Source organism: Streptomyces sp. 2P-4, from assembly GCF_030167965.1.
In the GTDB taxonomy this organism is placed as follows: domain Bacteria; phylum Actinomycetota; class Actinomycetes; order Streptomycetales; family Streptomycetaceae; genus Streptomyces; species Streptomyces globosus_A.
The window spans coordinates 6660006-6686430 of the sequence record NZ_CP095011.1 but is presented as its reverse complement, the minus strand read 5'-3'; the positions used below and the strand labels follow the sequence as shown (position 1 = coordinate 6686430).

26 protein-coding genes and 2 pseudogenes are annotated in these 26425 nt (G+C 75.1%); 16 read left to right on the top strand and 12 right to left on the bottom strand.

Annotated features, from left to right (window positions below; genetic code table 11):
- Positions 1–463 precede the first annotated feature (463 nt).
- Positions 464–1801, bottom strand: a pseudogene (locus tag MUK52_RS29830) (diacylglycerol/lipid kinase family protein); the annotation flags it as partial.
- A 214-nt stretch (positions 1802–2015) separates the two neighbouring features.
- Here MUK52_RS29830 and MUK52_RS29825 point away from each other — a divergent pair.
- The 3 genes from MUK52_RS29825 (at position 2016) to MUK52_RS29815 (ending at position 6631) form a co-directional block, all read left to right on the top strand.
- On the top strand, positions 2016–4628 hold the full coding sequence (locus MUK52_RS29825; protein WP_284581500.1) for a winged helix-turn-helix domain-containing protein: 2613 nt from the start codon (positions 2016–2018) through the stop codon (positions 4626–4628).
- A 57-nt stretch (positions 4629–4685) separates the two neighbouring features.
- Entirely contained in the window at positions 4686–6104 is a 1419-nt protein-coding gene (locus MUK52_RS29820) for a DUF2252 domain-containing protein (protein WP_284581499.1), read from the top strand.
- A gap of 113 nt (positions 6105–6217) precedes the next feature.
- Complete coding sequence (locus tag MUK52_RS29815; RefSeq protein WP_114056067.1) at positions 6218–6631, top strand: SHOCT domain-containing protein; 414 nt, start codon at positions 6218–6220, stop codon at positions 6629–6631.
- A gap of 138 nt (positions 6632–6769) precedes the next feature.
- Here the strand turns inward: MUK52_RS29815 and MUK52_RS29810 are convergent, their stop codons facing one another.
- Together MUK52_RS29810 and MUK52_RS29805 are read right to left on the bottom strand one after the other, a co-directional pair.
- The gene (locus MUK52_RS29810) at positions 6770–6991 is read right to left on the bottom strand and encodes a hypothetical protein (RefSeq protein ID WP_114056068.1); all 222 of its coding nucleotides are present in this window, start codon (positions 6989–6991) and stop codon (positions 6770–6772) included.
- Positions 6992–7103: 112 nt separating this feature from the next.
- Entirely contained in the window at positions 7104–7580 is a 477-nt protein-coding gene (locus tag MUK52_RS29805; RefSeq protein WP_284581498.1) for a hemerythrin domain-containing protein, read from the bottom strand.
- A gap of 354 nt (positions 7581–7934) precedes the next feature.
- Between MUK52_RS29805 and MUK52_RS29800 the strand changes: the two genes are divergently transcribed.
- Together MUK52_RS29800 and MUK52_RS29795 are read left to right on the top strand one after the other, a co-directional pair.
- A complete protein-coding gene (locus tag MUK52_RS29800) occupies positions 7935–8144 on the top strand; it encodes a hypothetical protein (RefSeq protein ID WP_284581497.1) in 210 nt (69 codons plus the stop codon).
- Entirely contained in the window at positions 8141–8677 is a 537-nt protein-coding gene (locus MUK52_RS29795; RefSeq protein ID WP_114056071.1) for a DUF5709 domain-containing protein, read from the top strand. Before MUK52_RS29800 ends, MUK52_RS29795 begins: the two co-directional genes overlap by 4 nt.
- 57 nt (positions 8678–8734) lie before the next feature.
- Here the strand turns inward: MUK52_RS29795 and MUK52_RS29790 are convergent, their stop codons facing one another.
- Positions 8735–9643 carry an SDR family oxidoreductase gene (locus MUK52_RS29790; protein WP_284581495.1) on the bottom strand — a complete coding sequence of 303 codons (909 nt, stop codon included), beginning with the start codon at positions 9641–9643 and terminating at the stop codon, positions 8735–8737.
- A 264-nt stretch (positions 9644–9907) separates the two neighbouring features.
- On the opposite strand from MUK52_RS29790, the gene MUK52_RS29785 reads away from it, so the two are divergent.
- The 3 genes and pseudogenes from MUK52_RS29785 (at position 9908) to MUK52_RS29775 (ending at position 11345) form a co-directional block, all read left to right on the top strand.
- The gene (locus MUK52_RS29785) at positions 9908–10231 is read left to right on the top strand and encodes a plasmid stabilization protein (protein ID WP_114056073.1); all 324 of its coding nucleotides are present in this window, start codon (positions 9908–9910) and stop codon (positions 10229–10231) included.
- Positions 10232–10243: 12 nt separating this feature from the next.
- Positions 10244–10680: pseudogene (locus MUK52_RS29780) on the top strand (DNA topoisomerase IB-related protein); the annotation flags it as partial.
- Between the two features lie 134 nt (positions 10681–10814).
- Positions 10815–11345: a SixA phosphatase family protein gene (locus MUK52_RS29775; RefSeq protein ID WP_284581494.1), complete on the top strand. Its 531-nt coding sequence runs from the start codon at positions 10815–10817 to the stop codon at positions 11343–11345.
- A gap of 97 nt (positions 11346–11442) precedes the next feature.
- On the opposite strand, the gene MUK52_RS29770 is transcribed toward MUK52_RS29775, so the two are convergent.
- The gene (locus MUK52_RS29770; RefSeq protein ID WP_284581493.1) at positions 11443–12108 is read right to left on the bottom strand and encodes an STAS domain-containing protein; all 666 of its coding nucleotides are present in this window, start codon (positions 12106–12108) and stop codon (positions 11443–11445) included.
- Between the two features lie 290 nt (positions 12109–12398).
- Between MUK52_RS29770 and MUK52_RS29765 the strand changes: the two genes are divergently transcribed.
- The 3 genes from MUK52_RS29765 to MUK52_RS29755 all read left to right on the top strand — a co-directional run bounded on the left by MUK52_RS29765 (position 12399) and on the right by MUK52_RS29755 (position 13941).
- Positions 12399–12851, top strand: a complete 453-nt coding sequence (locus tag MUK52_RS29765) for an ATP-binding protein (protein WP_284581492.1) — start codon at positions 12399–12401, stop codon at positions 12849–12851.
- Positions 12848–13189, top strand: coding sequence for a hypothetical protein (locus MUK52_RS29760; RefSeq protein WP_284581491.1), 342 nt, complete (start codon positions 12848–12850; stop codon positions 13187–13189). Before MUK52_RS29765 ends, MUK52_RS29760 begins: the two co-directional genes overlap by 4 nt.
- Before the next feature lie 101 nt (positions 13190–13290).
- Positions 13291–13941, top strand: a complete 651-nt coding sequence (locus MUK52_RS29755) for a class I SAM-dependent methyltransferase (protein WP_284581490.1) — start codon at positions 13291–13293, stop codon at positions 13939–13941.
- Positions 13942–13970: 29 nt separating this feature from the next.
- On the opposite strand, the gene MUK52_RS29750 is transcribed toward MUK52_RS29755, so the two are convergent.
- On the bottom strand, positions 13971–14387 hold the full coding sequence (locus MUK52_RS29750) for a Fur family transcriptional regulator (RefSeq protein WP_114056079.1): 417 nt from the start codon (positions 14385–14387) through the stop codon (positions 13971–13973).
- Positions 14388–14675: 288 nt separating this feature from the next.
- Here MUK52_RS29750 and katG point away from each other — a divergent pair, with 288 nt between their 5' ends.
- Positions 14676–16907 carry a catalase/peroxidase HPI gene (gene katG / locus MUK52_RS29745; protein WP_114056080.1) on the top strand — a complete coding sequence of 744 codons (2232 nt, stop codon included), beginning with the start codon at positions 14676–14678 and terminating at the stop codon, positions 16905–16907.
- Positions 16908–17004: 97 nt separating this feature from the next.
- On the opposite strand, the gene MUK52_RS29740 is transcribed toward katG, so the two are convergent.
- Together MUK52_RS29740 and MUK52_RS29735 are read right to left on the bottom strand one after the other, a co-directional pair.
- Positions 17005–19338, bottom strand: a complete 2334-nt coding sequence (locus MUK52_RS29740; RefSeq protein WP_284581488.1) for a SpoIIE family protein phosphatase — start codon at positions 19336–19338, stop codon at positions 17005–17007.
- A 256-nt stretch (positions 19339–19594) separates the two neighbouring features.
- On the bottom strand, positions 19595–19945 hold the full coding sequence (locus MUK52_RS29735) for a hypothetical protein (protein ID WP_114056082.1): 351 nt from the start codon (positions 19943–19945) through the stop codon (positions 19595–19597).
- A 197-nt stretch (positions 19946–20142) separates the two neighbouring features.
- Here MUK52_RS29735 and MUK52_RS29730 point away from each other — a divergent pair, with 197 nt between their 5' ends.
- Entirely contained in the window at positions 20143–21492 is a 1350-nt protein-coding gene (locus MUK52_RS29730; RefSeq protein WP_114056083.1) for an AI-2E family transporter, read from the top strand.
- 383 nt (positions 21493–21875) lie between these two features.
- Here the strand turns inward: MUK52_RS29730 and MUK52_RS29725 are convergent, their stop codons facing one another.
- From MUK52_RS29725 to MUK52_RS29715, 3 genes are all read right to left on the bottom strand, one after another.
- A complete protein-coding gene (locus MUK52_RS29725) occupies positions 21876–22205 on the bottom strand; it encodes a hypothetical protein (protein WP_284581487.1) in 330 nt (109 codons plus the stop codon).
- Positions 22206–22279: 74 nt separating this feature from the next.
- Entirely contained in the window at positions 22280–22690 is a 411-nt protein-coding gene (locus tag MUK52_RS29720) for a YciI family protein (protein WP_114056085.1), read from the bottom strand.
- Between the two features lie 79 nt (positions 22691–22769).
- Entirely contained in the window at positions 22770–23255 is a 486-nt protein-coding gene (locus tag MUK52_RS29715; RefSeq protein ID WP_114056086.1) for a MarR family winged helix-turn-helix transcriptional regulator, read from the bottom strand.
- Between the two features lie 94 nt (positions 23256–23349).
- Between MUK52_RS29715 and MUK52_RS29710 the strand changes: the two genes are divergently transcribed.
- Positions 23350–24210: an SDR family NAD(P)-dependent oxidoreductase gene (locus MUK52_RS29710; RefSeq protein WP_246042579.1), complete on the top strand. Its 861-nt coding sequence runs from the start codon at positions 23350–23352 to the stop codon at positions 24208–24210.
- A 59-nt stretch (positions 24211–24269) separates the two neighbouring features.
- Here MUK52_RS29710 and MUK52_RS29705 read toward each other — a convergent pair whose 3' ends face one another.
- Complete coding sequence (locus tag MUK52_RS29705; RefSeq protein WP_114058721.1) at positions 24270–25301, bottom strand: NAD-dependent epimerase/dehydratase family protein; 1032 nt, start codon at positions 25299–25301, stop codon at positions 24270–24272.
- A 223-nt stretch (positions 25302–25524) separates the two neighbouring features.
- Here MUK52_RS29705 and MUK52_RS29700 point away from each other — a divergent pair, with 223 nt between their 5' ends.
- Both MUK52_RS29700 and MUK52_RS29695 read left to right on the top strand, forming a co-directional pair.
- Positions 25525–25704 (top strand): hypothetical protein, encoded by a 180-nt coding sequence (locus tag MUK52_RS29700; protein WP_428985434.1) that lies wholly within the window; start codon positions 25525–25527, stop codon positions 25702–25704.
- Positions 25705–25721: 17 nt separating this feature from the next.
- Entirely contained in the window at positions 25722–26330 is a 609-nt protein-coding gene (locus tag MUK52_RS29695; protein ID WP_428985492.1) for a UdgX family uracil-DNA binding protein, read from the top strand.
- Positions 26331–26425 lie beyond the last annotated feature (95 nt).

Below are 26425 nucleotides of genomic sequence, written 5' to 3'. Positions count from 1 at the left end.
GCGGGGCGCCCGCCCGGACGGCGCCGAGGACCGCCCAGCCGACCTGGCCGGCCAGTGCCACCGCCAGGGCGAACCAGGACGTCCCGCGGAGGTCGAGGCCGAGCAGCGGGCCGAGGGCCACGGCCGCAGCCGGCGGCAGCGCGGCCTCGATCAGCGGTCTCTCGTCGCGGCAGACGGTACGGAACTCGTGCCAGGTCAGCGGCTCGTTCGCGAGGGACGCCCCGAGGAGGCGGGCGTAGACGTGGGCCACCCAGAAGACCACTGCGGTGGACAGCAGCAGCACGATCAGGTGGACCCGGGGGAATGCGCCGCCGGCGCCTGCTCCGACGATGACCGACGCGGCGAGCAGCGACCCGTACACGGCGCCGCTGTAGTCGAACCGGGGCCGGTCGCCGGCGGCGCGCCGGTGCCAGTGGCGGTGTCCTCCGGGGTGGTCGCGCTCGCCGCCCTGCACCGGGTGGCCGCCTGCGGCCGCCCGGCCCATGGTCCGGGCCAGGCGGCGGACTTCCGCCCAGTTGACGGGCACTCCGGCGCGGTTGCCGGGGCGGCGCCGCGGCACCAGGACGCGCAGGGCGCCCGGCTCGATCCGGCAGCGGACCGGTGTGGGCAGCGTCAGGGACTCGCCGTCGATGCCGGCGCTGATGTACGGGGCGTCCGCGTCGATGACGACCTCGCGGGCGTCGAGGGCGACCAGCCCGGTGGAGCGGCGGCCGCGCAGGATGCCGGCCGCCTGGGCGGCGCTCGCGACCTTCACGCCGAACACCCCGAGGGTGCCGGTGTCCAGGCGGGCGCGCCGGCCGAGGCCCGCCGGGTCCCCGGCGCCGTAGGGGTTGTTGCTGACCAGCACCGCCTGCGGGTCCTCGACGGTGGTGCCGTCGGCGCTCACCGTGAGTCGGGGCCCGGTCTGCCGGGCCAGGAGGTCGGGGAGGAGGTCGAGGGTCGTGCGCATCTTGTCGTCGCGGTAGGCGGGGCTGCGGACGACTTCGGCGTAGGTGCCGAAGGAGGCGGTGTTGACGAAGGGGCGCTCGCCGACACGTCCGAGGTCGACCCGGAGTTCGACGCCGTCGGTGAGGGCGTCCAGGCAGGCCGCCGGGTTGGTGCGGTCCAGGCCGAGGTCCATCGCGAAGTGGTTGCGGGTCCCGGCGCTGATCACCAGGAACGGCAGACCGTGCTCGGCGGCGACGGCGGCGACGAGGGCCTGGGTGCCGTCGCCGCCGGCGACGCCCAGCAGGTCGGCCCCGCGGGCGACCGCGCCCCGGGCGAGGGCGGTGACGTCCATCGGCTCGGGGCCCTCCAGGAGCACGACTTCGGCGCCGAGCTCCTCCGCCTTCTCCTTGAGGCGGAACGCGCCGACCTTCCCGCCGCCGGAACGCGGGTTCATGATCAGGAAGGGTCGTGCGGGCCGGTCCGCCGGGTGCTCCGGCATCCGGGAACGCGCCTCGTCCGCCAGGGCCGACCGCCCGGCCGCCACGGCCGCCAGCCACAGGGCCGCCGAGCACACGACGACCCACAGCAGCCCCACGTGCACGTACGAGACCACGAGCAGGACGGGCACCGCCACGACGGCCGCCATCCCCAGCCAGCGCACCGGCCCGCGGTAGGCGAGCACGAGCCAGGCGGCGGCGGCCGTGGCGGCAACCCCGACGAGCCCGGCCGCGACCAGCAGGATGCTGCGGTATCCGGCGAACAGCAGCATGACCAGCAGCGCCGCCGCCCCGGCCAGCAGGGCGAGGCGCGCCTTGGCTTGTGTGCTCACGTGGTCGACCTCCGCGCCGTCGGGCGTACGGGACGTGGCCTCCATTGGCGGGCCCGGCGGTCCGGCGTGCATCCCCCGTGCCGGGCGATGAGCGCTGCGTGGCGATCAAGGGCACGGGGCGTGAGCATGGAGTGGCCAGCGACCTGGGCTCCGTCCGCCGCCGCACCGCGGCTGCTGCGGGCGGGGCGGACACGATCGGAGGGGTCGTGCACGGACAGGACCGCAACCGCGGTGAGCCGCCTCCACGGGACTGGGGCCCATGACCGTCTCTCTCATGCGCGCCCCTGTGCTGGGTGCGAAGTTCGCCCTGCCCGATCCGCCGCCCGGCCTGGTGCGCCGGCAGCGGCTGACGGGGCGGCTCGACCGCGGTGCGCAGGGCCCCCTGACGCTGGTGACGGGCGCCGCCGGCAGTGGCAAGACCGCGGTGGTCGCCTCCTGGGCGCGGTCGCGGGCGTCCTCCTCCCCCGTGGTGTGGCTGTCGCTGGACGAGCAGGACACCCCGCAGAGCTTCTGGGCGCACGTGGTGGAAGGGCTCCGCCGCGGCGGGGCGGCGGTCGGCGGCCACCTCGGCGACGGCTCGGATCCGGTCCTGCCGGTGCGGATCGCCGCCGCGCTGGAGGAGCTGCCGGCGCCGCTGGTCCTCGTACTCGACGGCCTCGACCGGGTCCGCGGCCCGGATGTCGCCTCCGGCCTCCGCTTCGTCGTGGAACACGCCGGCCCCGCCTTCCGGCTCGTCGTCCTCGGCCGGTCCGAGCCCGCCCTGCCGCTCCACCGCTACCGGGTGGAGGGCCGGGTCGCGGAGATCGGCGGGCGGGAGCTCGCCTTCACCCGCTCCGAGGCCGCCCGCCTCCTCCAGGCGCAGGGCGGCCGCCCGCCCGACGAGCGCGTGGTCGACCTGCTGCTCGAACGGACCGAGGGGTGGGCGGCCGGGCTGCGGCTGTGCGCCCTCGCCATGGCGCGGGCCGAGGACCCCTTCGCCTTCGCCGGCTCGGCGGCCGCCGCCCGGCAGGCCGTCTCCGACTACCTGCTGACGGAGGTGCTCGCCGTCCAGCCCGCCGCCTCCCGCGATCTGCTGCTGCGCGCCGGGGTCCTGGGGCGGGTCCACCCCGATCTCGCCGCCGCGCTGACGGGGCGCACCGACTGCGAGGCCGTCCTGCACGACCTGGTGCGCCGCCATGCCTTCGTCGAACCCGTGGCCGGAACGCGCTGGTTCCGGGTCCACCCCCTGTTCGCGGCGGTGCTGCGCGGGCGCCTCCGCAGCCGGCAGCCCGCCCTGGAGGCCCTGCTGCACCGGCGGGCCGCCCGCTGGTACGCGGCGCACTGCCGGACCGCCGAGGCGGTGGAGGAGGCGGCCGCGGGCGGCGAATGGCCCTACGCGGCGGCGCAGGCCGTCCGGCACCTCGCGGTGGGCCCGCTTCTCGCCGGGGCGGCCGCCGCGCCGCTCACCTCCGTGCCCGCCGCGGACACCGCGACCGCCGCCGCGGCCCTCGCCCGGATGCCCGAGCACACCCCCGGCGCCGCCGCGGGCCTCGTCGCCGCAGCCTGCTGCCTGGCCCGCGACGACGCGGCCGGCTGCCGGGCCCGTCTTCCCCGGGCCGAACAGGAGCTCGTACACGAGCCGGCCGCGGGACCGGCCGAGCTGCTCACCCTGGAGCTGCTGCGGCTGCTGTCCGCCCCGGACCCGGCCGAGGCCGACCGGGCCGCGCGGCGCGTCGCGGAGCTCGTGCCGCTGCTGCCGGACGAGGAGCGGGCGCGGCACCCCGAGATCGAGCCGCTGTGCCTGTACGGGCGCGCCCGCGCCCTGCTGGGCGACGGCAGGATCGGGGCGGCGCGGGAAGGCCTCGCCGAGGCGGTACGGGCGTGTGGCGACGGGGCGCCGGCCCTGCTGTCCCGCTGCCTGGGCCGGCTCGCTCTCGCCGACGCCGCGGTGGGCGCCCTGTCGGCCGCGGAGGAGCACGGCACGGCCGCCCTGGACGCGGCGGACGGGGGCGGCGTACCCGAGGAGGACCGCTCCGGGGCTGCCTGGCTGGCTCTGGCCTCCGTGGCGGTCGAGCGCGGCGACCTGCGGGCGGCGGCCGCCCACCTGGACCGCGCCGCAGGCCATGCCGACACCCTGCGGGACCCCGTCCTGGCCGCGGAGCACTCCGCTGTGCGGGCACAGCTGGAGGTCGCCGGCGGCCACTGGCACGCGGCACTCGCCGTACTGGACGCACCGCGGCCGCCCGGCCCGCCGGGGGCGGCAGCCCGGCTCGCCGTCGCCCACGCGGGCGCCGCCCTGGCCCACGGCGACCACGGCGCGGCGCTCACCGCGCTGCGGGCCGTCCCCGAGGCGCTTCCCGCGCGTACGGTGCTCCTCGCGCAGGCGCACCTGGCCGCCGGGCAGTCCGCGCAGGCTCTGCGGCTGATCGCCCGGGCCGAGGGCTCGGCGGAGGCCACGCTCCCGGACCGGGTGCGGCTCGCCCTGCTCCGCGCCCACTGCGCCCTGCTGGACGGGGACGAGACGGCGGCCCGCGACCGGCTCCTGCACGCCCTGGACACCGCCCGGCCGGAGCTGCTCCGGCGGCCCTTCGCGGAGGCCGGCCCCTGGCTGCGGCATCTCGCAGCCGGCCTCAACGGGCACAGCAGCGCCTACGAGTGGGTCACGGCCGCGGCCCCGCACGCCGCGGACGGCATGCCGGTCGAGGAGCTCAGCCCGCGCGAGAAGGAGGTGCTGGCCCTGGTGGCGCGGATGATGTCGACCGAGGAGGTCGCCGCCGAACTGCAGCTGTCCGTGAACACCGTCAAGACCCACATGCGCGGCATCTTCCGCAAGCTGGGCGTCTCGCGGCGCCGCGACGCCGTGGAGCGCGCCCGCGACCTGCACGTCATCTGATCCCGTGCGCCCGGCCCGGCGCAGCCGGCCGGCCCCGGGCCGAGAGGAGGCACCGCCGTGACGAGGTCCCTCACTGCCGGAGGCGGCGGCCCGGTCGCGCTCACCCCGTCGGAGCGCGCCGAGCGCGGCAAGGCGGCGCGCAGCAGTGTGCGCCGCTCGGAGCAGGCCCGGTTCGAGCCCGGCCCCGACCGGCCCGATCCCGTGGCGATCCTGCTGGAGCAGGAGGCGGCCCGGGTGCCGGAGCTGGTCCCGATCCGCCGCGGCCGCATGCTGGAATCGCCGTTCCGCTTCTATCGGGGGGCTGCCGCGGTGATGGCCCACGACCTCGGCACAGCGCCCCACACGGGCCTGGAGGTACAGCTGTGCGGCGACGCGCACCTGTTGAACTTCGGCCTGTTCGCCTCGCCCGAGCGGTCGCTCGTCTTCGACGTGAACGACTTCGACGAGACCCACCCCGGGCCGTTCGAATGGGATGTCAAAAGGCTTGCGGCGAGCCTCGCCGCGGCCGGCCGGGACAACGGCTTCGACGCCGCCGAGCGCACCGCCGTCGTCCTCGACGCGGTCTCCGCCTACCGGCTGCGGATGCAGGGCTTCTCCGGCATGCGCGTCCTCGATGTCTGGTATGCCCGGGACGACTCCGCGGACCTGCGCGCGATGGCCGCGCAGGGCGGCGGGGCCATGCTGGCCCGCGCGGACAAGGTCTTCGCCAAGGCCCGCTCCCGGGATCACCTGCGGGCGTTCTCCAAGCTCACCCACCGCGTCGGCGGGCGGCTGCGGATCGCCCCCGACCCTCCCCTCGTCGTGCCGCTGACCGAGCTGTTGGACGGGGGCGGCCCCACGGACCTGGACACCGGCCTGCGCCGGCTCGTCGACACGTACGCGCAGAGCCTCGCGCCCGAACTGCGCGCACTGGTCCATCGGTTCCGGGTCGTCGACATGGCGCGCAAGGTGGTCGGGGTCGGCAGTGTCGGCACCCGCTGCTGGATCTTCCTGCTGCTCGGCCGGGACGACAGCGACCCGCTGCTGCTCCAGGCCAAGGAGGCCGGCCCGTCCGTGCTCGCCCCTTACACCGCGCCGTCCGCGTACGCGAACCAGGGGCAGCGGGTCGTGGCCGGGCAGCGGCTGATGCAGGCCGCCGGCGACATCTTCCTCGGCTGGGAGCGGCTGACGGGCCTCGACGGCCGGGAGCGCGACTTCTACGTCCGCCAGCTGCTCGACTGGAAGGGCTCCGCGACGACCGAGGGGATGGCCCCGCAGGGCATGCGGCTCCTCGCCCGGGTGTGCGGCCGCTCGCTGGCCCGGGCCCACGCCCGCTCCGGCGACCCGATCGCGATCGCCTCCTACCTGGGCTCGGCCGACACCTTCGACCGGGCGATCGCGGATTTCGCGGAGTCGTACGCCGACCAGAACGAGCGGGACTTCGCGGCGCTCGCGGACGCCGCCCGGACGGGACGCGTCACCACCGCGGAGGGCTGACGCCGCCGCGCGCCCGCGCGCCGGGCGCCCGGTTCACCCGCCGGGGGTGATCCGCGGCAGCCGCCGGGGCCGCAGAGTCGATCCCGTCCTCATCGCCTCGCTGGGAGGAAGCAATGGACGGTTCCGTGACTCTGGCGTACGACTACCCGGTCCTCGGCGTCTTCTGGACGACCATGTGGATCTTCCTGTGGATCATGTGGTTCTTCCTGCTCTTCCGGGTGATCAGCGACATCTTCCGCGATCACGACCTGAACGGGTGGGGCAAGGCCGCCTGGCTGGTGTTCGTGCTCATCCTGCCGTTCCTCGGCGTCCTGGTGTACATCATCGCCAGAGGCAAGAAGATGGGCCGGCGGGAGCTCCAGCAGGTGCAGGAGCAGCAGGAGGCCATGGACGAGTACATCCGGCGCACGGCCGGCAAGTCCGGCACCAGCGAGGTGGACCAGCTGGCGAAGCTCTCGGAGATCCGCGCCCGCGGTGACATCTCCGAGGAGGAGTTCCAGCAGGCCAAGGCCCGCATCCTGCAGTGACACCGTGTGGACACCGTGCGGCGGCCTCCCGCAGCGGGCCCCTGGACCCGCGGCCGCACAGGCGGCTCCGGGCCCGGGGGCGGGGGGCCGCTCACCCCATGGGGCGCCGCGGACCGGCAGGAACGGGACACGCGGCGGCTACCACTCGGGGTGCACCTCGTAGCTGTCGTAGCGGTGGCCGTCGGGGCCGGTCCACGGCCGGAATCGGCCGGGGCCGCTGCCTCCGGCGGCGAAGCGGACGGGCTCGCCCGTGTCGTCGGTGACGATGACCGCGCCGGCCTTCTCGGCACTGCGCAGGGCGTGCGTCCAATGCCTGCCTCGCCGCCCGGAGCGGTAGTCGGGGGTCTTGCAGTCGGACATGGCGACCGGGCCTCCGTTCCGCGGGTCGGGGGCGGGATGGGTTTCGTGCGGAACAGGTGCTGATACCCGGATTCGGCCTCTCCACACCTTCTCTGCGGCAGCCGCCGAACGGTCAGCGGCTGTCGGCGCTGGGAACGGTCAGGGGGTCGCGGGGGGCCTTCTCCTTCTCCGCCGCCATCCGCTCGCCCAGCTCCTGCAGCCGATTGCGGCCCACGGCCTTGCGGACGTCGGGGAACCAGTCCTTCGCCTCCTCCTCGACGTGGTGGCGGACGTTCTCCATGAGGACGCTCATCTTGGCCTTGAACCGCTCGTCGGAGGGGTCCATGTCCTTCAGCTCGGAGAGCATCCACACCACGGCGTGGTGCTCCTCGACGCTTTCCAGGACGTGGTCGGAGGTGTCCGGTGCCGCCTCGCGGGCGGCCGGGTAGAAGAACTGCTCCTCGATCCAGGCGTGGACCGTGAGCTCTTCGATCACGCTGTCGGCGATCTCCCGGCGCTCATCCGTGTCCTCGTCCCCGGTCTTCTCGAAGCGCTCGAACAGCTTCTCGACGGTCTTGTGGTCCTCGCGCAGCAGCACGATCGCATCCATGGCCTTGCCTTTCTCTTCCACATCCGTGCCGAACCGACGGACGCCTGCCGCTCCTGCCCGCACGGCGGCGGCTCAGCCGCGGCTGGGCCGCCGGGCTCCCCGGCGGGCCGCGGCGAGCGGTCCACCGCAGGCCGGTGGGGGCCGCACCAGGGTGCGTCCGGCGCCGCGCGGCGGGGGTGTTTCGCCCGCGGGACGTCGCTGCCGTCCGGCATGCGGCCGACCGGGCTGTCCGAACGGGTGAAACACCAGCCTGCGGCACATGGGAGCCGTCCTCCGGGGAAGACGCGCATACCCCCGGGCGGTCACTCCGCCGCCCGGAACGAGCTGTCGAGCCGAGCGGAGGAGTGGTTCACGATGGTGTCGAGGACGAGCAGTCAGGGCGGCCCCGCCGCCCGCCCCGCCGACGGGGCTCCCCGGGGGCCGTGGCAGGACTTCGACAGGGTCATGCAGAAGATGCTCGGCCTGCTGGAGACCGGTACGGGCCGGGCGACGAGTCCGTCCGACGCCGGAGGCGGCGGAGGCGGCGGAGCACCGGCGGACACCGCGATGGGAGGCCGAGCATGAGCGCGGGCGAATCGCAGGGCAACGGCGTATACCAGCCGCCGGCGGATGCGGAGCCCGGCGACTGGCAGCCGGACATGGAGAACGCCCTGGACGAACCGGACCTGGACGACACGCTCGACACCGGCTACTCGCCGCCCGACCGCCCGAGGGCGGTCACCCGGCACGGCACGACCGCCGGCGAACAGCGCGAGGGGGAGACGCTGGACCAGCGGCTCGCCCAGGAGGAACCGGAACCCGACCCCTCCGCGGCGGCGGACGGCGGGTCGGAGGCGAGCCCGGACGAGGACCTCGGCGAGCCCGTGGCCACCGGCAGGGACGACCGCGGCGAGGACGTCACCGCCGATCCGGGCGGCGACCGGTCCACGGCAGGCCGCGAGCGCGCCGGGCGGATGACCGCCCCGGAGGAGCAGAGGCCGGTGCGGCACATATCCGTCGTGGCCCGGGACGCCGGGATCGACGGCGGGGCCGCCTCCGCGGAGGAGGCGGCCGTGCACGTCATCGAGACGGAGGACGAAGGACGGGGCGGGGCCTGACGGGCGGGGCCTGACGGGCCCGGTCCGGACGGCGGAAGGCGGCGGGGCCGCTGCCGGTCAGGGCAGCGGTGTCCCGCCCGTCGCGTTCAGGACCTCGGCGGTGATGTAGCTCGCCCCGGACGAGGCCAGGAAGACGTACGCGGGCGCCATCTCGGCCGGCTGCGCCGGCCGCCCCAGGGGGCTCTGTTTCCCGAACTCCTGCGGATCCGGCATCGTGGCGGGGATGAGCGGGGTCCAGACCGGTCCCGGTGCGACCGCGTTGACCCGGATCCCGTCCGGCGCGAGCATCCGGGCCAGGCCCTGCGTGAAGGTGACGATCGCCCCCTTGGTCATCGCGTAGTCCAGCAGCGGCGGGCTCGGCTTGTAGGCCTGCACGGACGCGGTGTTGATGATGCTGGCGCCGGCCGGCATGTGCGGCAGGGCCATCTTGCAGAGCCAGAACACGGCGTACAGGTTGGTGCGCACGACCCGGTCGAACTGCTCGGTGCTGATGTGGGAGATGCCCTCGGGCTGGGCCATCTGGTAGGCGGCGTTGTTGACGAGGACGTCGATGCGCCCGAACTCGGCGGCCGCGTGCGCGATGACGGCGGCGCAGGCCTCCTCCTCCCTCAGGTCGCAGGGCACCGCCACCGCCCGGCGGCCGCTGCCCTCGACCAGGCGCATCGTCGTGTCGGCGTCCTCGGCCTCCTCCGGCAGGTACGTGAACAGCACGTCGGCCCCCTCGCGGGCGAAGGCGAGCGCCACCGCGCGCCCGATCCCGGAGTCCCCTCCGGTGATGACCGCCTTCAGGCCCTGGAGCCGGCCGCTGCCGCGGTAGGAGTCCTCGCCGTGGTCGGGCTCGGGTTCCATGGCCCGGGTTTCGCCCGGCGGCTGCTGCTCCTGCGCCGGGAAGTCGGGCCGGGGGTACAGGCTCGTCGGGTCGGGGGCCACGCCTCCCCGGCCGGTGCCGGTGTCGCTGTCGGTCACGGGTACTCCTCCTCCGGGCCGTACGCCCGCGTCGGGAACGGAAAACCACGTGGCCGCGCCTACCCGGGGCTTGGCCGCGGACACACGGGGCTCCCCCGCACGGGGGATTGGCCGGGGGCGGGCGGGGCAGGCGGGTGCCCGAGGGGGGCCAAGGACGACTCGGCCTTCTCGGGAGTCCGCTCCCCGGACGCGCCGAAGACCCGGCGCAAGGGATAGGCGCACCGGCAGCACACCGACAGCACACGGCACAGGAAGGAGCAGGCGATGCCCCGAGGATCCTCCCCGAAGCGGGAGCGCCAGTACGAGCACATCAAGGAGTCCGCGCAGGACCGCGGCGAGTCGGAGAAGCGGGCCGAGGAGATCGCCGCGCGGACGGTCAACAAGGAGCGTGCGCGCTCCGGCGAGTCGAAGACCGCCAGCCGGTCCTCCACCCAGGACATGTCCTCGTCCCGGAGGGGCGGCCAGCGGTCCCACAGCGGCTCCGGCGGGCCCACGAAGGAGCAGCTGTACAACGAGGCGAAGCAGAAGGGCATCAAGGGCCGCTCGCAGATGGACAAGGCCGAACTGCAGCGGGCGCTGGACCGCTGACCCGGCCGCGCCGTGACCAGGCTCCGCACGAGTGACCCGCACGGGCCCGGATGGCAGCGGGTGCGCCAGGGCAGGGGGTTCCGCTACCTCGGTGCCGACGGCGCCCCGCTGCCCGCCGCGCAGCGGGAGCGGATCCGCCGGCTCGCCATCCCGCCGGCCTGGAACGGCGTGTGGATCTGCCCCTGGCCCCACGGCCACATCCAGGCCGTCGGCACGGATGCGGCGGGGCGCCGCCAGTACCTGTACCACAGGCGCTGCTGCGCCACAGGGAGCAGGGCCCGCGGTTGTTCGTGTACCGGGAGGGCCGCACCTGGCACGAGGTGCGTGCCGCGGACCTGAACTCCTACCTGCGGGAGGGGTCCGGGCGGGACATCACGGCCAAGGACTTCCGGACGTGGCACGCCACGGTCCTCGCCGCGGTCGCCCTCGCCGTGTCGGCCCGTACGGCGGACGGCCCGCGCCGGAAGGACTGGGCATCAATGGGCTGCCGGGACACCCCCGCCCCCACTCCCCCTCCGAGCCCGCGTTTGTCCCCCGTCCCCCCGGGCACACGTCAGCCCGCAAGGGGGAACGGAGGTGTCCCGTGAGCGGGATCGGTGGCAGTGACCGGCGGCTGATCGTCATCGTGCGGCATGGGAAGGCCGTGCCCAAGCACACGGCCGCGGACCCTGACCGGGACCTGACCGCGCGTGGGCGGCGCGACGCCGGCGCAGCCGGCCGGTGGCTGGAGCAGTCGGGGCACCGCGTCGACCTGGCCGTGTCGTCGACGTCGTTGCGCACGCGCCGCACGTGGCAGATGATGCTCCCCCACCTGTCCGCCCCGCCACCGGCCTACTACACGGAGGAGCTCTACCACGCGGACGCCGGCGGGCTCGTCGCCGTGCTGCGCCGGCAGGCTCCCGAACTGTTCGGGATCCTCCTGGTCGGCCACAATCCGGCCGTCCACGAGCTGGCGGCCGCGCTGGCCGGCAGCGGCGCGAAGAACCTGCGGAACCATCTCGACCAGGCCTTTCCCACGTCCTCCATCGCCGTCCTGACCGTGTCCCGGCCGTGGGACGGGATCGGCCCCGGGACAGCCCGCCTGGCGGACCTGTGGACCCCTCAGAGCGGCTGAGCCCTCACCGCCCTGAGCATGAAGCGCGGACCGGGCGAGCCCCTCGTCTCACGCCCCATACGCCCCTCGCGCCCCGCCTGTTCCGCAAACCCGGCCCCTACCGTGCCGCAGGCGGCACGAACAGGGCCGTCCGCGCTCGCGTGGCCGCCGCCGAGCGGTGGCGCACGGTGCGCAGGCCCGCCCGGTGCAGGGCGGAGGCGACCGCCGCGCGGGCGAGGCGCCGGCCGGTGCCGTCGGCGGGAGTTCCGGAGGGGACCGCCGGCCAGGTCACCGTGGCCGCGGCGCCCTCGATGCGCACCTGGAGGGTGCCGCCCGCTCCCCGCAGCACGGGGGATGCTCCGCCTGGCCGCACAAGAACGCGGCGCAGCTCGGTGGTGAGCAGGAGCGAGGGGGCAGCGGATGCCGGGGTGGCGGTGAGCGGGGTCCACCTGGCCGTGGCTTCGAGAAGTTGCCGGACGAGTGGGGAGGCGGCGGTGACACGCAGGGTGCGGCCCTTCTCGAGGGCGTGGGCGCGCAGGTTCAGCAGCAGGTGGAGGCCCGCGACGTCGCAGAAGGCGACGGCGGACAGGTCGAGGTCGAGGCCTCCGCTGGAGGAGCCGAGTGCGGCGAGCAGGCTGCGCCGCAGGGGCGGTGCCGTGGTGTCGGTGATCTCGCCGACGACGAGGGCCGCGACGCGGCCCCCGGGCAGGCCGTCGAGGGTGACGAGCGTACGGGCCGGTGCGGGGGTATGGAGGCGGTCGTCGGGGTGCAGCGGGGCGATCATCGGTATCTCACCTCCACCCAGCCGGGTCACCACACATGCTCCGCGCCGCTGCGGAGGCACCGCAGCCTCGGCAGCGGAACAGCGGGCCTCCTCGGTCCACAGAACGAACCGCCCCAAACTCGCCCGAACCACCCAGTCGCCCTACAGGGAGTCGGCGGCCGGTTTCGGCTCCGGCCGTCCGGACAGACGCTCCTTGCGAGGGGCGCGCCTGAGGGGGCGCCGCCGAGCGGAGCGGTGTCGGACAGCAGTACCGCGATCGGAATCCACTCGTGCCGAAAAAGGAGCAGGGCATGGGACCGCCGTACAGCGGCCATAGCGGCCTCACCGGCCTCACCGGCCTCACCTGTGAGGAGGCCCGGCGCATCGCCCGTGGCGTCCTGTGCGCGCACGGCGTCGCGGGTCGCGATATCGACGCCGCCCTGCTGGTGGTCACCGAGCTGGTGGCGAACGCCCGGCGCCATGCCGGAGGGACGACCGCGTTCCGGGTGCGCTGCCTGCCGCCGCGGGCCGTGGTCGAGGTGGCGGACGCGGATCCGTGTTTCCCCGTCGACCGGCCCTCCCCCGCGTCGGTTCCCGGCCGTTTCGGCTGGCAGATGGTCAAGCACCTGGCCGAGCACCTGGAGGTTCAGGCAGGCGGGCCCGGCGGGACCGGAAAGACGATCACCGCGGTGTTGGACGCGCGTGCGGCCGGCCAGGAGGCTGCGCAGCCGTCCCGCGGACGACAGGACGCGGGCCGCCGATGAGGGAGAACGAGGTCAAGCTGCGGGCGATCGCCGCGATCACGGCAGTCCGGTCGGGTGCCGAGGAGCAGCTGGTCTCCGAGCTGCTGGGTGAGGCCATGCCCAGCAGCTTCCTGGTGCCCGCCGGGGCGACGCCGGCAGAGGCGGGCTGTGCGGTCCTGGAGCAGCTGTCGGAGCCGCTGAGTGCGCTCGTGAACGGCTTCCTGCTCGCTTTCGACGCGCTGGCCGACGCGCACGACGGCGGTGAGCCCCTGGAGACCAGCGAGCAGATCCTCCAGCACCTCGCCCTCGTCCTGGCCTTGGAGGATCCCCCGCAGCCGGACGATCCGACGGGGCTGTGACGACGCCCACGCCACGCCACGCCCGTCACGGAACGTGGCGGAGGCCCCCTCCGCAGGCGCCGAAGCGGCCGCGCGGCCGGAGCGGTGCTGTGATGGACGGTGTGGACAGGGGACGCGTCGCGCGGTGGGCTCTGACCCGGGCGTTCGGTCGGCCGAGCGGGCTGCTGGGGCGGCTCGGCGGCCGCCTGATGGCCCGCGTCAACGCCGCCACCGAGCGCCATGCCGTACTGCTGGCGGCGCCCACCGAGCGGGATACCGTCCTGGTGGTCGGCCCCGGCCCCGGCGTGGGCCTGGAGGCGGCGGCGCGGCGCTCGGCCCACGTGATCGGCATCGACCCGTCCCCGGCGATGCTGGCAGCGGCCCGGCGCCGCTGCGCGGGGGCGCTTGCGCGGGGCCGGCTGCGCCTGACCGCCGGCACGGCCGACCGTACGGGACTGCCGGACGGCTCCGTCGACATCGTGATGGCCGTGAACAACGTACAGCTGTGGCCGGACGTGCCCGCGGCCCTTGCCGAGCTCCGCCGGGTGCTGCGGCCGGGCGGCCGGATCCTTCTCTGTACGCACCTGAAGTGGCTGCCCGGCGGTTCGGCCACGCTGGCGGACGGCGTACGGGCCGCCGGTTTCGAGTCCGTCCGGACCTGGACGTGGGAACCGCCGGGCCGTATGGCGTCGACTGCGGCACTGCTGAGCGCGGCGCGCCCCGTCCGCTTCCTCCCCGGCTCCGGCCCCGGCTCCGGCCCCGGCGCCGCCTGACAGCGCGCCGCCGGCCGCCGCCGCGCGCCTCACATCGCCATGCAGGCAGGGCACAGCCCGCGGTAGACGACGTCGGCCCCGGAGACGGCGAAGCCGAACCGCTCCGAGGCGGGCAGGGCCGCGAGCGGGTCGCCGTCCGGGTGGACGTCCCGGATCTCGCCGCAGCCCGAGCACACCAGGTGCTGGTGGGGGCGGCGGGCGTTGGGGTCGTACCGCTTGGCGCGGCCGTCGGTCGTCACCTCGGCCACCTCGCCCAGTGCCACCAGTTCCCCGAGGGTGTTGTACACGGTCGCGCGGGAGACTTCCGGCAGCCGGGCGGTGGCCCGCGCCAGCACCTCGTCCGCGGTCAGGTGGACGTGCTCGCCGTCCAGCACCTCCGCGACGACCCGCCGTTGAGCCGTCATGCGCCAGCCGCGTGCGCGCAGCCGTCCCACCAGGTCGCTCATGCCCCACCAGCCTAAATGTGCATGGTCCGAATGCCGAGTTGATTCGGATCTGGTTGCCGCATTGACTTGGACTTCGTCCATCGTAGGATCGCTTCCGGCGACAACCAAGGGGCGGGTGGACAGGACGAGTTGGGCGGGCGCGCATGACCGGCGCGCCTCCCGCCGGACGGTTCCGCGCCGTCCCGCCGGGTCGCACCGGGCCGAGGCCATCCGCCGGAGCCCGTGCCCCGCTGTTCCACCGCCGGCAGTTCCTGAGCACCGTGATCCACCTGATCCGGAAGGATTCCCATGCCCGAGAACGATGACGCAATCGTCGTAGACGCGAAGACGGAAGGGGCGGGCGGCTGCCCGGTCGCGCACGGGCGCGCCCCGCACCCGACCCAGGGCGGCGGGAACCGCCAGTGGTGGCCGGAGCGGCTCAACCTGAAGATCCTCGCGAAGAACCCGGCCGTCGCCAACCCGCTCGGCGGGGACTTCGACTACGCCGCCGCGTTCCAGGCCCTCGACCTGCCGGCCGTGAAGCGGGACATAGCCGAGGTCCTGACGACGTCCCAGGAGTGGTGGCCGGCCGACTTCGGCCACTACGGGCCGTTCATCGTGCGCATGGCCTGGCACAGTGCCGGCACCTACCGCATCAGCGACGGCCGCGGCGGCGCGGGCGCGGGCCAGCAGCGCTTCGCCCCGCTCAACAGCTGGCCGGACAACGCCAACCTCGACAAGGCGCGCCGCCTGCTGTGGCCGGTGAAGAAGAAGTACGGGCAGAGCCTGTCCTGGGCCGACCTGATGATCCTCGCCGGCAACGTCGCCCTGGAGACGATGGGCTTCGAGACCTTCGGCTTCGGCGGCGGCCGCGCGGACGTCTGGGAGCCGGACGAGGACGTCTACTGGGGGCCGGAGACCACCTGGCTGGACGACCGCCGCTACAGCGGCGACCGCGAGCTGGAGGAGCCGCTCGGCGCGGTCCAGATGGGCCTCATCTACGTCAACCCGGAGGGCCCGAACGGCAATCCGGACCCGGTGGCGGCCGCGCGCGACATCCGGGAGACGTTCCGCCGGATGGCGATGAACGACGAGGAGACCGTCGCCCTGATCGCGGGCGGGCACACCTTCGGCAAGACCCACGGCGCGGGCCCGGCGGACCACGTCGGCGCCGATCCCGAGGGCGCCCCGCTGGAGCAGCAGGGGCTCGGCTGGAGCAACTCGTACAGGACGGGCAAGGGCGCCGACACCATCACCAGCGGCCTGGAGGGCACCTGGACGACGACGCCCACCGCCTGGGACAACAGCTTCTTCGAGATCCTCTTCGGCTACGAGTGGGAGCTGTTCGAGAGCCCGGCCGGCGCCCGCCAGTGGCGGCCCAAGGACGGTGCCGGCGCCGGCACCGTCCCCGACGCGCACGACCCGGCGAAGACGCACGCCCCGACGATGCTCACCACCGACCTGTCGCTGCGCTTCGACCCGGCCTACGAGCAGATCTCGCGGCGCTTCCTGGCAGACCCGGCCGCGTTCGCCGACGCCTTCGCCCGGGCCTGGTTCAAGCTCACGCACCGCGACATGGGCCCGGTCGTGCGCTACCTCGGCCCGGAGGTGCCCTCCGAGACCCTGCTGTGGCAGGACCCGCTGCCCGAGCGGGCGCACGAGCTCGTCGACGCCTCCGACATCGCCGGCCTGAAGGCAGCCGTGCTCGACTCGGGGCTGGCCGTCGGGGAGCTCGTCTCGACGGCGTGGGCGTCGGCCTCCTCCTTCCGCGGCAGCGACAGGCGCGGCGGCGCCAACGGCGCACGCATCCGGCTCCAGCCGCAGGCCGGCTGGGAGGTCAACGAGCCGGACCGGCTGGCGCGGGTGCTGCGGACCCTGACCGGGATCCAGGAGTCCTTCAACTCCGGCCGCACGGACGGCAAGCAGGTCTCGCTCGCCGACCTGATCGTGCTGGCGGGCGCAGCGGGTGTCGAGAAGGCCGCCCGGGAGGCGGGCTTCGCGGTGGAGGTGCCCTTCACCCCGGGCCGTGTCGACGCCTCCCAGGAGCAGACGGACACCGAGTCCTTCGCCGCGCTGGAGCCGACCGCGGACGGCTTCCGCAACTACCTGGGCAAGGGCCACCGGCTGCCCGCCGAGTTCCTCCTCGTCGACCGGGCGAACCTGCTCACGCTGAGCGCGCCAGAGCTGACGGTCCTCGTCGGCGGCCTGCGCGTCCTCGGCGCGAACCACGGGGAGAGCGGCCTCGGGGTCTTCACGCAGACGCCCGGCGCGCTCACGAACGACTTCTTCGTCAACCTGCTCGACCTGGGCACGGCGTGGAAGCCGACCTCGCCGGACGCGCACACCTTCGAGGGCCGGGACACCGCCACGGGCGAGCTGAAGTGGACCGGCAGCCGGGCGGACCTGGTCTTCGGCTCGAACTCCGAGCTGCGGGCGCTCGCCGAGGTGTACGCGAGCGACGACGCGAAGCGGAAGTTCGTGGACGACTTCGTCGCCGCGTGGGCCAAGGTGATGGACCTGGACCGCTTCGACCTGGTGTGACCACGGGCGGGCCGGTCGGCGGCACGCGCTGCCGAACGGCCGGCCCGTACGCCCCGTACGCCCCGCCGTGCGGGCGGCGGGCCCGGATCCGCCGCCCTCAGCGCGGCAGGGCCTGCTCCGCCCAGATGACCTTGCCGGCGCCCGTGTAGCGGGTGCCCCACTGCTGCGTCGTCTGCGCCACGATGAACAGGCCCCGGCCGCCCTCGTCGTCGCCGGCGGCGTGCCGCAGGTGCGGTGAGGTGTGGCCGCTGTCGAAGACCTCGCAGATGAGGGTCTGGTCGCGGATCAGGCGCAGCCGGACGGGGGCACCTGAGGCGTACCGGACGGCGTTGGTGACGAGTTCGCTGACCACCAGCTCGGTGGTGAACACCAGCTCATCGAGCCCCCAGTCGCGCAGTTGGGCGGCTGCGGCGGCGCGGGCCCGGCCGGCGGCCCGCGGGTCGTCGTCCAGGTCCCAGGAGGCGACCTGCCGCCGGCCGAGGACGCGGGTGCGGACCAGCAGCAGCGCCGCGTCGTCCTCGGCGGGTCCCGGCAGGAGTGCCTCGACGACGTCGTCGCAGAGGTCGTCCAGCGGCCGGTCGTGCCGGCCGAGGACCGTGCCCAGGACGCCGAGCTGCTCGTCGAGGTCGCGGCCGCGCCCCTGCACGAGGCCGTTGGTGAACAGGGCGAGCAGGCTGCCCGGCGGCAGCGTCAACTCCGCTGATTCGAAGGGGAGTCCGCCGAGTCCGAGGGGCGGCCCCGAGGGCAGCTCGGGGAAGGTCACGGTGCCGTCCGGGTGGACGACGGCGGGCAGGGGGTGTCCGGCCCGCGCCGTCGTGCACGTCCCGGACACCGGGTCGTACGCGGCGTACAGGCAGGTCACGCCGAATCCTCCGGCGTCGGGCAGCTCCTCCCCCGCGGGGCGCGGTGCGGCCCGCTCCTCGGTGTCCTGGGTGACGAGGTCGTCGAGGCGGGTGAGGAGCTCGTCGGGCGCCAGGTCCATGCGGGCGAGGACCCGCACGCTGGTGCGCAGCCTGCCCATGGTGGCGGCGGCGCTCAGGCCGTGCCCGACGACGTCCCCGACGACCAGGCCGACGCGGGCCCCGGACAGGGGGATGACGTCGAACCAGTCGCCGCCGACGCCGGCTCCGATGTCGGCGGGCAGGTAGCGGTAGGCGAGTTCCACGGCGGACAGCTGCGGCAGGAGCCGGGGCAGCAGGCTGCGCTGGAGGAGGAGCGCGGCGGCGTGCTCGCGGGCGTAGCGGCGGGCGTTGTCCACGCACACGGCGAGCCGGGCGGCGAGTTCCCCGGCGACGGCCAGCTCGCCGGGGTCGAAGGGGCCGGTGCGCTGCTGCCAGGCGAAGGTGACCCGGCCGAGGTCGGCCCCCTCGGTGCGGAGCGGCACGGTCAGCGTGCCGGGCCCGTGCGGCTCGGCGGCGGCGGGCGCCCCGGGGTGTTCGGGCGGCCACAGCCGGACGGAGGCGGCGTCGGCGCCGGTGTCGGTGTCGGTGTCGGGGCGCGGCCGTTCGCCGCGCAGGACGGCTTCCAGTACGTCGACGGTGACGGCATCGGCGAACTCCGGCGTCGTGACGTTGGCGAACTCGTGTGCCGTGCGGCCCATGTCCAGGGTGGTACCGACCCGCCGGGCGGCCCGTACGAGCAGGTCGAGGCGCTGCTGGGCGAGGTAGCGGTCGGTGATGTCGAAGGTCTCCTCGCACACGCCGAGGGGCGCGCCTGCGGGGCCCTCCAGGCGGTAGTAGGAGCACGACCAGACGTGGTCGCGGTCGGGCGCGGAGGGCGGGCGGCCCCTGTAGTGCAGGTCGGTGACGGGTCCGCCGGTGGCGAGGACCCGCGCCATCACCTCCTCCAGGGTGGCGGGCATTCCGGGGGAGACGACCGCCCCGTCGGCGACCATGTCGTCGGGGCCGATCCCGGCGTAGTCGGCGGGGCCCATCTCCTTGCGGAGGGCTGCGTTGGTCCACACGACGCGCAGGTCGGTGTCGTAGATGGCCAGGCCGATCGGGGACTGCGTGGCGAGGCCGTGCAGCATGGACTGGAGGGCGTCCCAGTGGTCGGCGGCGTCGGCGTCGGCCATCGCGAGCAGGCGGGCGGGCTGCCGCCCGGCGGGGGCGGCGGGCGCCGCGGGGCCGGGCCAGGCCTCGTCCGCTGAGGTCAGGGGGCGTACGGCGACGGCGGTCCGCTGGCCGGGGCCGCCGTCGCGGTGGCGCAGCCGGAGCACGGTGCGGGCGCCGGGTGGGGGCGGGGGCGCTCCGGGGTCGGCGGCGAGGGCGTCGAAGCCGCGGCCGAGGATCTCGGACGGGGCGTACCCGAGCAGGTCGGCGGCGGCGGGGCTCCAGCCCACGATGCGGCCGTCGCCGTCGAGGACCGCCACGGCCGCCCGGGACACGTCGAGGGGGCCGTGGAATCGTTCGTAGCCGGCGGTCCCGTTCATGTGGGCTCCCTGCGGTGCGCGGGCCCGTCCGCGGCCGCGGGCGCACCGGAGCAGGCGCGGCGGCCGTCCGGCCGGTACGGAGTCCCGCGGGCGGTGGTCCGCCGCCGGCTCACGCCTCTCTCCCGGTCACACAGCCAGCATCCCCCTCCCCCGGCGGGCGCCGCATCCGGACGCCCGCCGGAGTGCCCCGGACGGGCCCGCCGGAACACCCGTTCGGGACCGTGCGGGGCGGCCGCGGCAGGGCGGTGCGGGACGGTCAGTGGACGACGGTGAAGCTGCGCCAGGGCAGGGTGTCGGGGGCGGTCACGTTCGCACTGGACGTCGGGATGTAGGTTCCCTCGTCGCGGCCTTCGACCGTCCGGCAGTCGAGGGTCCGGTAGAGGACGACGTCGACGAGGGTGTTGTTCTCGACGTGGGCCGCGCCGCGCGGGAGGCGGATGCGGTGGCAGCCCTGCACGGGGGTGTTGGAGTACGTCAGTTCGACCGGGGAGTCGTGGGCGCGGAAGGTGAGCTCGCCGACGGTGGTCTTGCCGGCCGAGCAGGCCGTGGCCGCGAGCACGAGCAGTGCCGCCCCGGAGATGACGCCGGTACGCCGGAGGTGGGACATGGCTGGATCCTCGTCTGTGCGGTGATGGCGGGCCTTGACCGCAGCCTGCCGCGGGCCGGCCCGCCGGGCATCCGCTGGGCACCCGCCCGGATGACGGCCGGACGGGGGACTCCGCCGTCCGCCCGGGCCGGTTCGGGCCCGCTGCCTGATCCCATGGATGCGGGGCACACGCGTGGCGGGACGGAAGGAGCGTGGGGATGCCCGGAATCCGGAACTGGTCCGGCCGTGTCAAGGCCGGCGCGACCGCGCTCGGCGAACGCCGGGCGCGGATGCAGGCCCGCCACGACGCCGAGGAGCGGGCGGCGCGCCAGCGGGCGTTCGCCGAGGCCCGCCGGGCCCGGACGCGGGCCGCGGACCCGGCGGGGGCGGTGCCGTGGGGAGTGCGGGTCGCGGCGGAGGCCGCCTGGCGGTTCCTGGTGCTGGCGGCGGCCGTGTGGGTCGTGATGCAGGTGATCGGGTCGGTGCGGCTGGTCGTCCTGGCGTTCGTCGCGGCGCTGCTGGTCACCGCGCTGCTCCAGCCGACCGTCGCGCGGCTGCACCGGGCCGGGCTGTCGCGGGGGCTCGCCACCGCGGTGACGGCACTGTGCGGGTTCGCCGTCCTCGGCCTGATCGGCTGGTTCATCACCTGGCAGGTGTCGGACAACCTGGGGAACCTGTCCGGCCGGCTCCAGGAGGGCATCGAGGAGCTGAAGCGGTGGCTGCTGAACAGCCCGCTCCACGTCACGGAGCAGCAGATCAGCGATGTCGCGTCGAGCCTGAGCGACGCGATCGGGACGAGTACCAGCGAGATCACCTCGACCGGTCTGCAGGGCGTGACCGTCCTGGTCGAAGTGATCACCGGGATGCTGCTGGCGATGTTCTGCACGCTGTTCCTGCTGTACGACGGCCCGCGCATCTGGCGGTGGACGCTGGGCCTGGTGCCGGCCGCGGCCCGGCCGGGTATGTCGGGTGCGGGCCCGATGGCGTGGCGGACGCTCACGGCCTATGTGCGGGGCACGCTGATCGTGGCGTTCATCGACGCCTTGTTCATCGGGATCGGCATCTACTTCCTGGGGGTGCCGCTCGCCGTCCCGATCGCCGTCGTGATCTTCCTGGCGTCGTTCGTGCCGCTGGTCGGCGCCGTGGTCTCGGGGGCGCTCGCCGTCGTCGTGGCCCTGGTCACGCAGGGGGTGTTCACCGCGCTGATGACGCTGCTGGTGGTGCTCGTCGTGCAGCAGATCGAGGGCCACGTGCTGCAGCCGTTCATCCTCGGACGGGCCGTGCGGGTCCACCCGCTGGCGGTCGTCCTGGCCGTGGCCACCGGCGGGCTGGTCGCCGGGATCGGCGGGGCGGTGGTGGCCGTTCCGCTGGTCGCCGTCGGCAACACGGTGGTCGGGCATCTGCGGGCCCACGCGGGCGAGAACGGGGCGACGGAGTCAGGGCCGTCGGAGTCGGGGGCGGGGCCGTCGGAGTCGGGGCCGGGAGCGGGGCCGGGCGGGGCCGGGGAGCCGCCCGCGGCGGCTGCGGAACCGGAACGGCCCGCCGCGCGGCCGGAGGACCCGGCCTGACGCCCGGCCGGGGCCGGGTGCCGCGCCGGTCCGGCCGTACGGCGGGCCGTTCGCGCCGGATCCGGCCCGTGGGAGCGGGCGCCGGCTCCGGCCGCGCGGGCGTTCTCGTCCGCAGCCCCGGGCTGTGGCGCGGAGGGCCTCCCGCGCCCCTGACGGGCCGGTCGGCGGGCCGGACGCCGCGGATCGTGGTCGGCTGGATGCAGGGACGCCGCACCCGGCGCCATGCAGACGGGCCGGGCGGGACCTGCGTCCCGTCGGGAGGCGACGGACATGGAGTGGGACGAGTCGCAGCGCGCCTGGGCGATGGTGATCGCCACCATCTCGATCATCCTGGCCGACCTGGCGGCGATCATCCTGATGAACACCGTCTGGCGGTGACGGGGTCAGCCCGCCGTCTCCCCGCAGGCGTTCGGCGTCGGGGAGACGGGGGAAACCCGGCCGGTCCACGACCGGGGTTCCCGGGGCAGGTCCCAGGTCACTTCGACGTCGGCGTGGTGGAAGTCGCGGGCGAGGCCCACCACCATGGCGGCCGCGGCGTCCCGCGCGTCGGCGGGGTCGGCTTGCACCGGTACGTCGGAGAGAGCCCCGCAGAGCATCCCGCCTTCCGCGGTGAGCACGCTGTGCCGCCAGCCCTCCGGCGTCGCCAGCAGGACGATGCCCTTCGGCATGCCGAAGGGCGGCCGCTTCTTCTTCTCCCGTTTCCGCCTCTCCATCGCCCCATCCAACACCGCCGTCTGTTCGACGGTTCAGCCGGGAGGCCGGGCGGGCGCCGTGGGACGGGAGCGGCTCAGGCGGACGGGGCCTCGCCGACGGGGCGGATGACCACCGGGTACTCGGGGGAGCCCGCGGGGACCGGGCACTGGGTGATCCTGGCCGCGATCTCGGTCACGCGGTCGAGGCCGGAGCACTCCAGAAGCCAGTAGCCGGCGGTGACGGCCTCGGTGTCGGCGTACGGGCGGTCGGTGACGGCCGGTTCGCGGCCGGGGGCGCCGGTGACGAAGCGGGCTTCGGAGGGCGGCCCGAAGCCCTGGGCGTCCAGGAGTTCGCCGGAGGCGGCGAGTTCCTCGTTGAGTCCGCTCATGAAGGCGAACATCGCCCTGATGTCGTCGCCGCTCCAGGCGGGGGATGCCGGTGAGGGCTTCCCCGCCATCGCGTCGTAGTCCGCCTGGCTCCCCGCCACCGTCACGAAGTACTTCATCCGGGCAGCCAACCACCCTCCGGCCTGCCTGGGCTCGCCTCCGGCCGGGTCGGCGGCGGGTTTCCCCCGGGCGGCGGAGTCAGGAGCCGGCGGCAGGCTCCTGGGTGAGACGTTCCTTCTCCGCCTTCAGCTTGCGCCACACCGTGCCCAGGGCTTCGAGGTCCCGGTCGTCGAGGAGGTCGGTGAAGACCGGCGCGAGGGCCGCGCGCCGGGTGTCGTCGGCCGCGGCGAACACCTTGCGGCCCTCGTCCGTGAGGGAGATCTCGACGGACCGGGCGTCGCGCGCCGAGGGCGTCCGGGAGACGAGGCCGCGGGCCTGGAGGGCGTCGACGACCCGGGAGACCTGGCTGCGGCTAAGCATGGTGCTGTTGCCGAGGACGGAGGCGGGCACCGGCTCCGGGCTGGACGCCAGCCACAGCATGACCTCGAACCAGGACACGGGCAGGCCGTGCGCCTTGGTGAGGGCACGGTCGACGCGCTCGGTCATGACGGTGCCGGCCCACACGAGGCCGTAGAAGGCGTAGTCCTCGGCGGGCATCTCGGCCTGGGTCAGTTTCTTCGGCATGGATCCGAGTATAGGGAGGGGGTTGCGTGTGCACACACACAAAGCTAAGTTGTGTGTGCACGCACAGACGATGTACCTCCCGAAAGGTAATGAAATGTCCACCACTGCCCGCACCTCCCCCGCACGGACCGTCCTGATCACCGGCACCTCGTCCGGCATCGGCCTCGCCGCGGCCGTCGCCGCCGCCCGCGCCGGCTGGCGTACCGTCGCCACGCTGCGCGACCTCTCCCGTGCGGACGCCCTCCGCAAGGCCGCCGCCGACGCGGGCGTCGACCTCGACATCCGGCAGCTCGACGTCACCGACGAGGCGTCCGTCGCGGCCGCCGTCGCCGGAGTGGTCGCCGACCACGGCCGCCTGGACGCCGTCGTCAACAACGCGGGCGCCGGCCACGTGGGCACCCTGGAGAACGACTCCCTCGCCGACATCCGCACCGTGATGGAGGTCAACTTCTTCGGTGTGCTGAACGTCAGCAAGGCCGCGCTCCCCCACCTGCGGGCAGTCGGCGGCCGCCTCGTCACCGTGACCAGCGTGGGCGGTGTCGTCGGGCAGCCGTTCAACGAGGCCTACTGCGCCGCCAAGTTCGCCGTCGAGGGCTACATGGAGAGCCTGGCCCCCGTCGCCCGCACGCTGGGCGTGGCCGTGTCGGTGGTCGAACCGGGCGCGGTGGCCACCGAGTTCGTCAACAACATCGGCATCGACGTGGAGGGCGGCCTGGAGGCCGGCCCCTACACCGGGGCGCTGCGCACGTACGTCGACCGCACCGTCGCGCAGTTCCTGGACGGCACCGCGCAGACGCCCGCCGGCGCGGCGGAGTCCGTCATGGAGGCGCTGACCGCTGCGGAGCCGGCGTTCCGGATCCAGACCACCGACTGGGCGCGGGAGTTCGTCGGCACGAAGCTGGCCGATGTGGACGGCTCCGCGGTCCAGAGCCTCACCTCCGCCTGGGTCGCCTGAGCCGCCCGGACGCCGGCGCGAGTGCTCCGGTCGCGGGTGCGGGCGGCAGGGGCACAGGGTCAGCGCTCGTGTCTGCCGGCGGGGGTTCCGGCGGCGGCGAGCGGCGGCGTCTCCAGGCCCGCCCCGCGGCGCAGGCCCGCCAGGAAGTCGGCGACGGCCTCGGTGGCCGTGGTGGACGGGGTCCAGTCCAGCTGCTCGCGGGCCCGGCCGGCGTCGAGCAGCGGCAGCCGCAGGAAGGCGTCGAGGAGGCCGGGGGCCGCGGGTACGAGGCGCATCCGCCAGGCTGCGGCGAGGGCCGCCCGGGCGGCTGCGGCGGGCAGCGGGACCGTGCGGGCGTGCAGCAGCCGGGCCACGGCTGCCATGTCCAGGACCGGATCGGCGACGAGGTTGAACGCGCCGCGCACGGGCCGGAACACCGCCTCCCGGTACGCCCGGGCGGCGTCGTCGGTGTGCAGGGCCTGGAAGCGCAGGCCCGTCACGGCAGGCACGGCGGGCAGCAGGCCCGGCCGGACCAGCCACGACGGCAGGAGCGGGCCGGCGAAGATCCGCCGCTGTTCGCTGGCGGCGGCCTCCTTGAACAGGAAGGCCGGCCGCATCCGGACCACCCGCATCTCCGGGTGCGCGGGCTGGAAGCCGTCCAGGTAGCGCTCCAGGTACGCCTTCTCCCGGGTGTAGGCGGCGCCCGGCCATCCGTGGGTCGGCCAGGTCTCGTCGACGGGCCGCCCGTCGGGCGGGCCGGGGGCGTACGCGCCGACGGACGAGGCGTGCACCAGGGTGCGGACGCCCGCGCGGGCGCAGGCCTCGAAGACGCGGATGCCGCCGAGGACGTTGGTCCGCCACGTTTCGACGGGGTCGTGGGTGGGCTGGAACTTCCAGGCCAGGTGGACGACGGCGCCCGCGCCCTCGAAGAGCCCGGTCAGGTCGGAGTGGCCGGGGTCGATGTCGGCGGCCACCCAGCGCACGCCCGGGATGTCGAGGGCTGGGCGGCGCCGGGCGATGCCCGCGACCTCGGTGACCCGCAGGTCGGCGGCCAGGGCCCGCACCACACTGGTGCCGGCGTTGCCGGTGGCTCCCGTCACGACGACCCGCATCACGACCACCCCGCCTTCACGGTCAGCACGCGGGCCCGGGCAGCGCCGCCCGCCGCCGCGCACGCGGTCGTCATCGGAGTCGGTGGGCGAACCGGAATCTGAGGTGTTGCAGGAATGGATGCAGACATGCCCCGCGCCTACCCGGGGCGGCCATGGCAACGCATCGGGGGGACCCGGGACCGGGACACGTGTGGAACCGAGCGGTCCGGGTAGCCGCCGCACCGTGAGCCCACGACACGACCGTTCCGTCCGCCTGCCCGACAGCACCCTGCCGCTGCTGCTCCACGGCTACGCCTGGCTGCCCGACCCGCTGCGGGCCGAGGACCGCCCGCTGGTGCGGACGCGCCTGATGGGCCGCCCCGCCGTGGCACTGCACGGTCCCGACGCCGTGCCGTTCTTCTAACGGACGATCTCGGCGCACTGGGCCGGGCCGCAGCCGGATGCCGCGGGTGCCCGCTGCACGCGGCGGCCACACAGACCGTCTTCGGCGAGGGGCCGGAGCGTGCCCGGGTCGTCCTGGTCGGCGAGCAGCCCCGGGACCGGGAGGACCGGGCCGGGGAGCCGTTCGTCGGACCGGCGGGCGGCCTGCTGCGCCGCGCGCTGGAGGAAGCCGGGCTGGACGCGTCGGAGGTCTGCCTCACGAACGCGGTGAAGCACTTCAAGTTCACGGTGCCGGAGGGCGGGAAGCGGCGCATCCACAAGTCGCCCGACCTGCGCGAGATGACCGCCTGCCGCCCCTGGCTCACGGCCGAGCCGGCCGCGGTCCGCCCCCGGCTGGTCGTGGCGCTCGGCGCCACGGCCGGACGGGCCCTGCTCGGCGGCCCGTTCCGGGTCGGCGACCACCGGGGCGTGCTCCAGCCCTTCCCCTCGCCCGGCGGGCGCGGGGACGGCGGGGCCCCGGCGCTCCCCGACGCCCGGTTCCTGGCGACCGTGCACCCCTCGTCCGTCCTCCGCGCCCGGGACCGCGACGCCGCCTACCGCGGCCTGGTGGCGGACCTGCGCGTGGCGGCCGCCGCCCTGCAGGACTGAACCGCGCCCGGGGGCGGGCCGCGGGGTCCCACCCGTGCAGGCGCCGGGCCCGTTTCCGGCCGGGAGATCCGGGCAGCCGCACGGTGAGGCACACA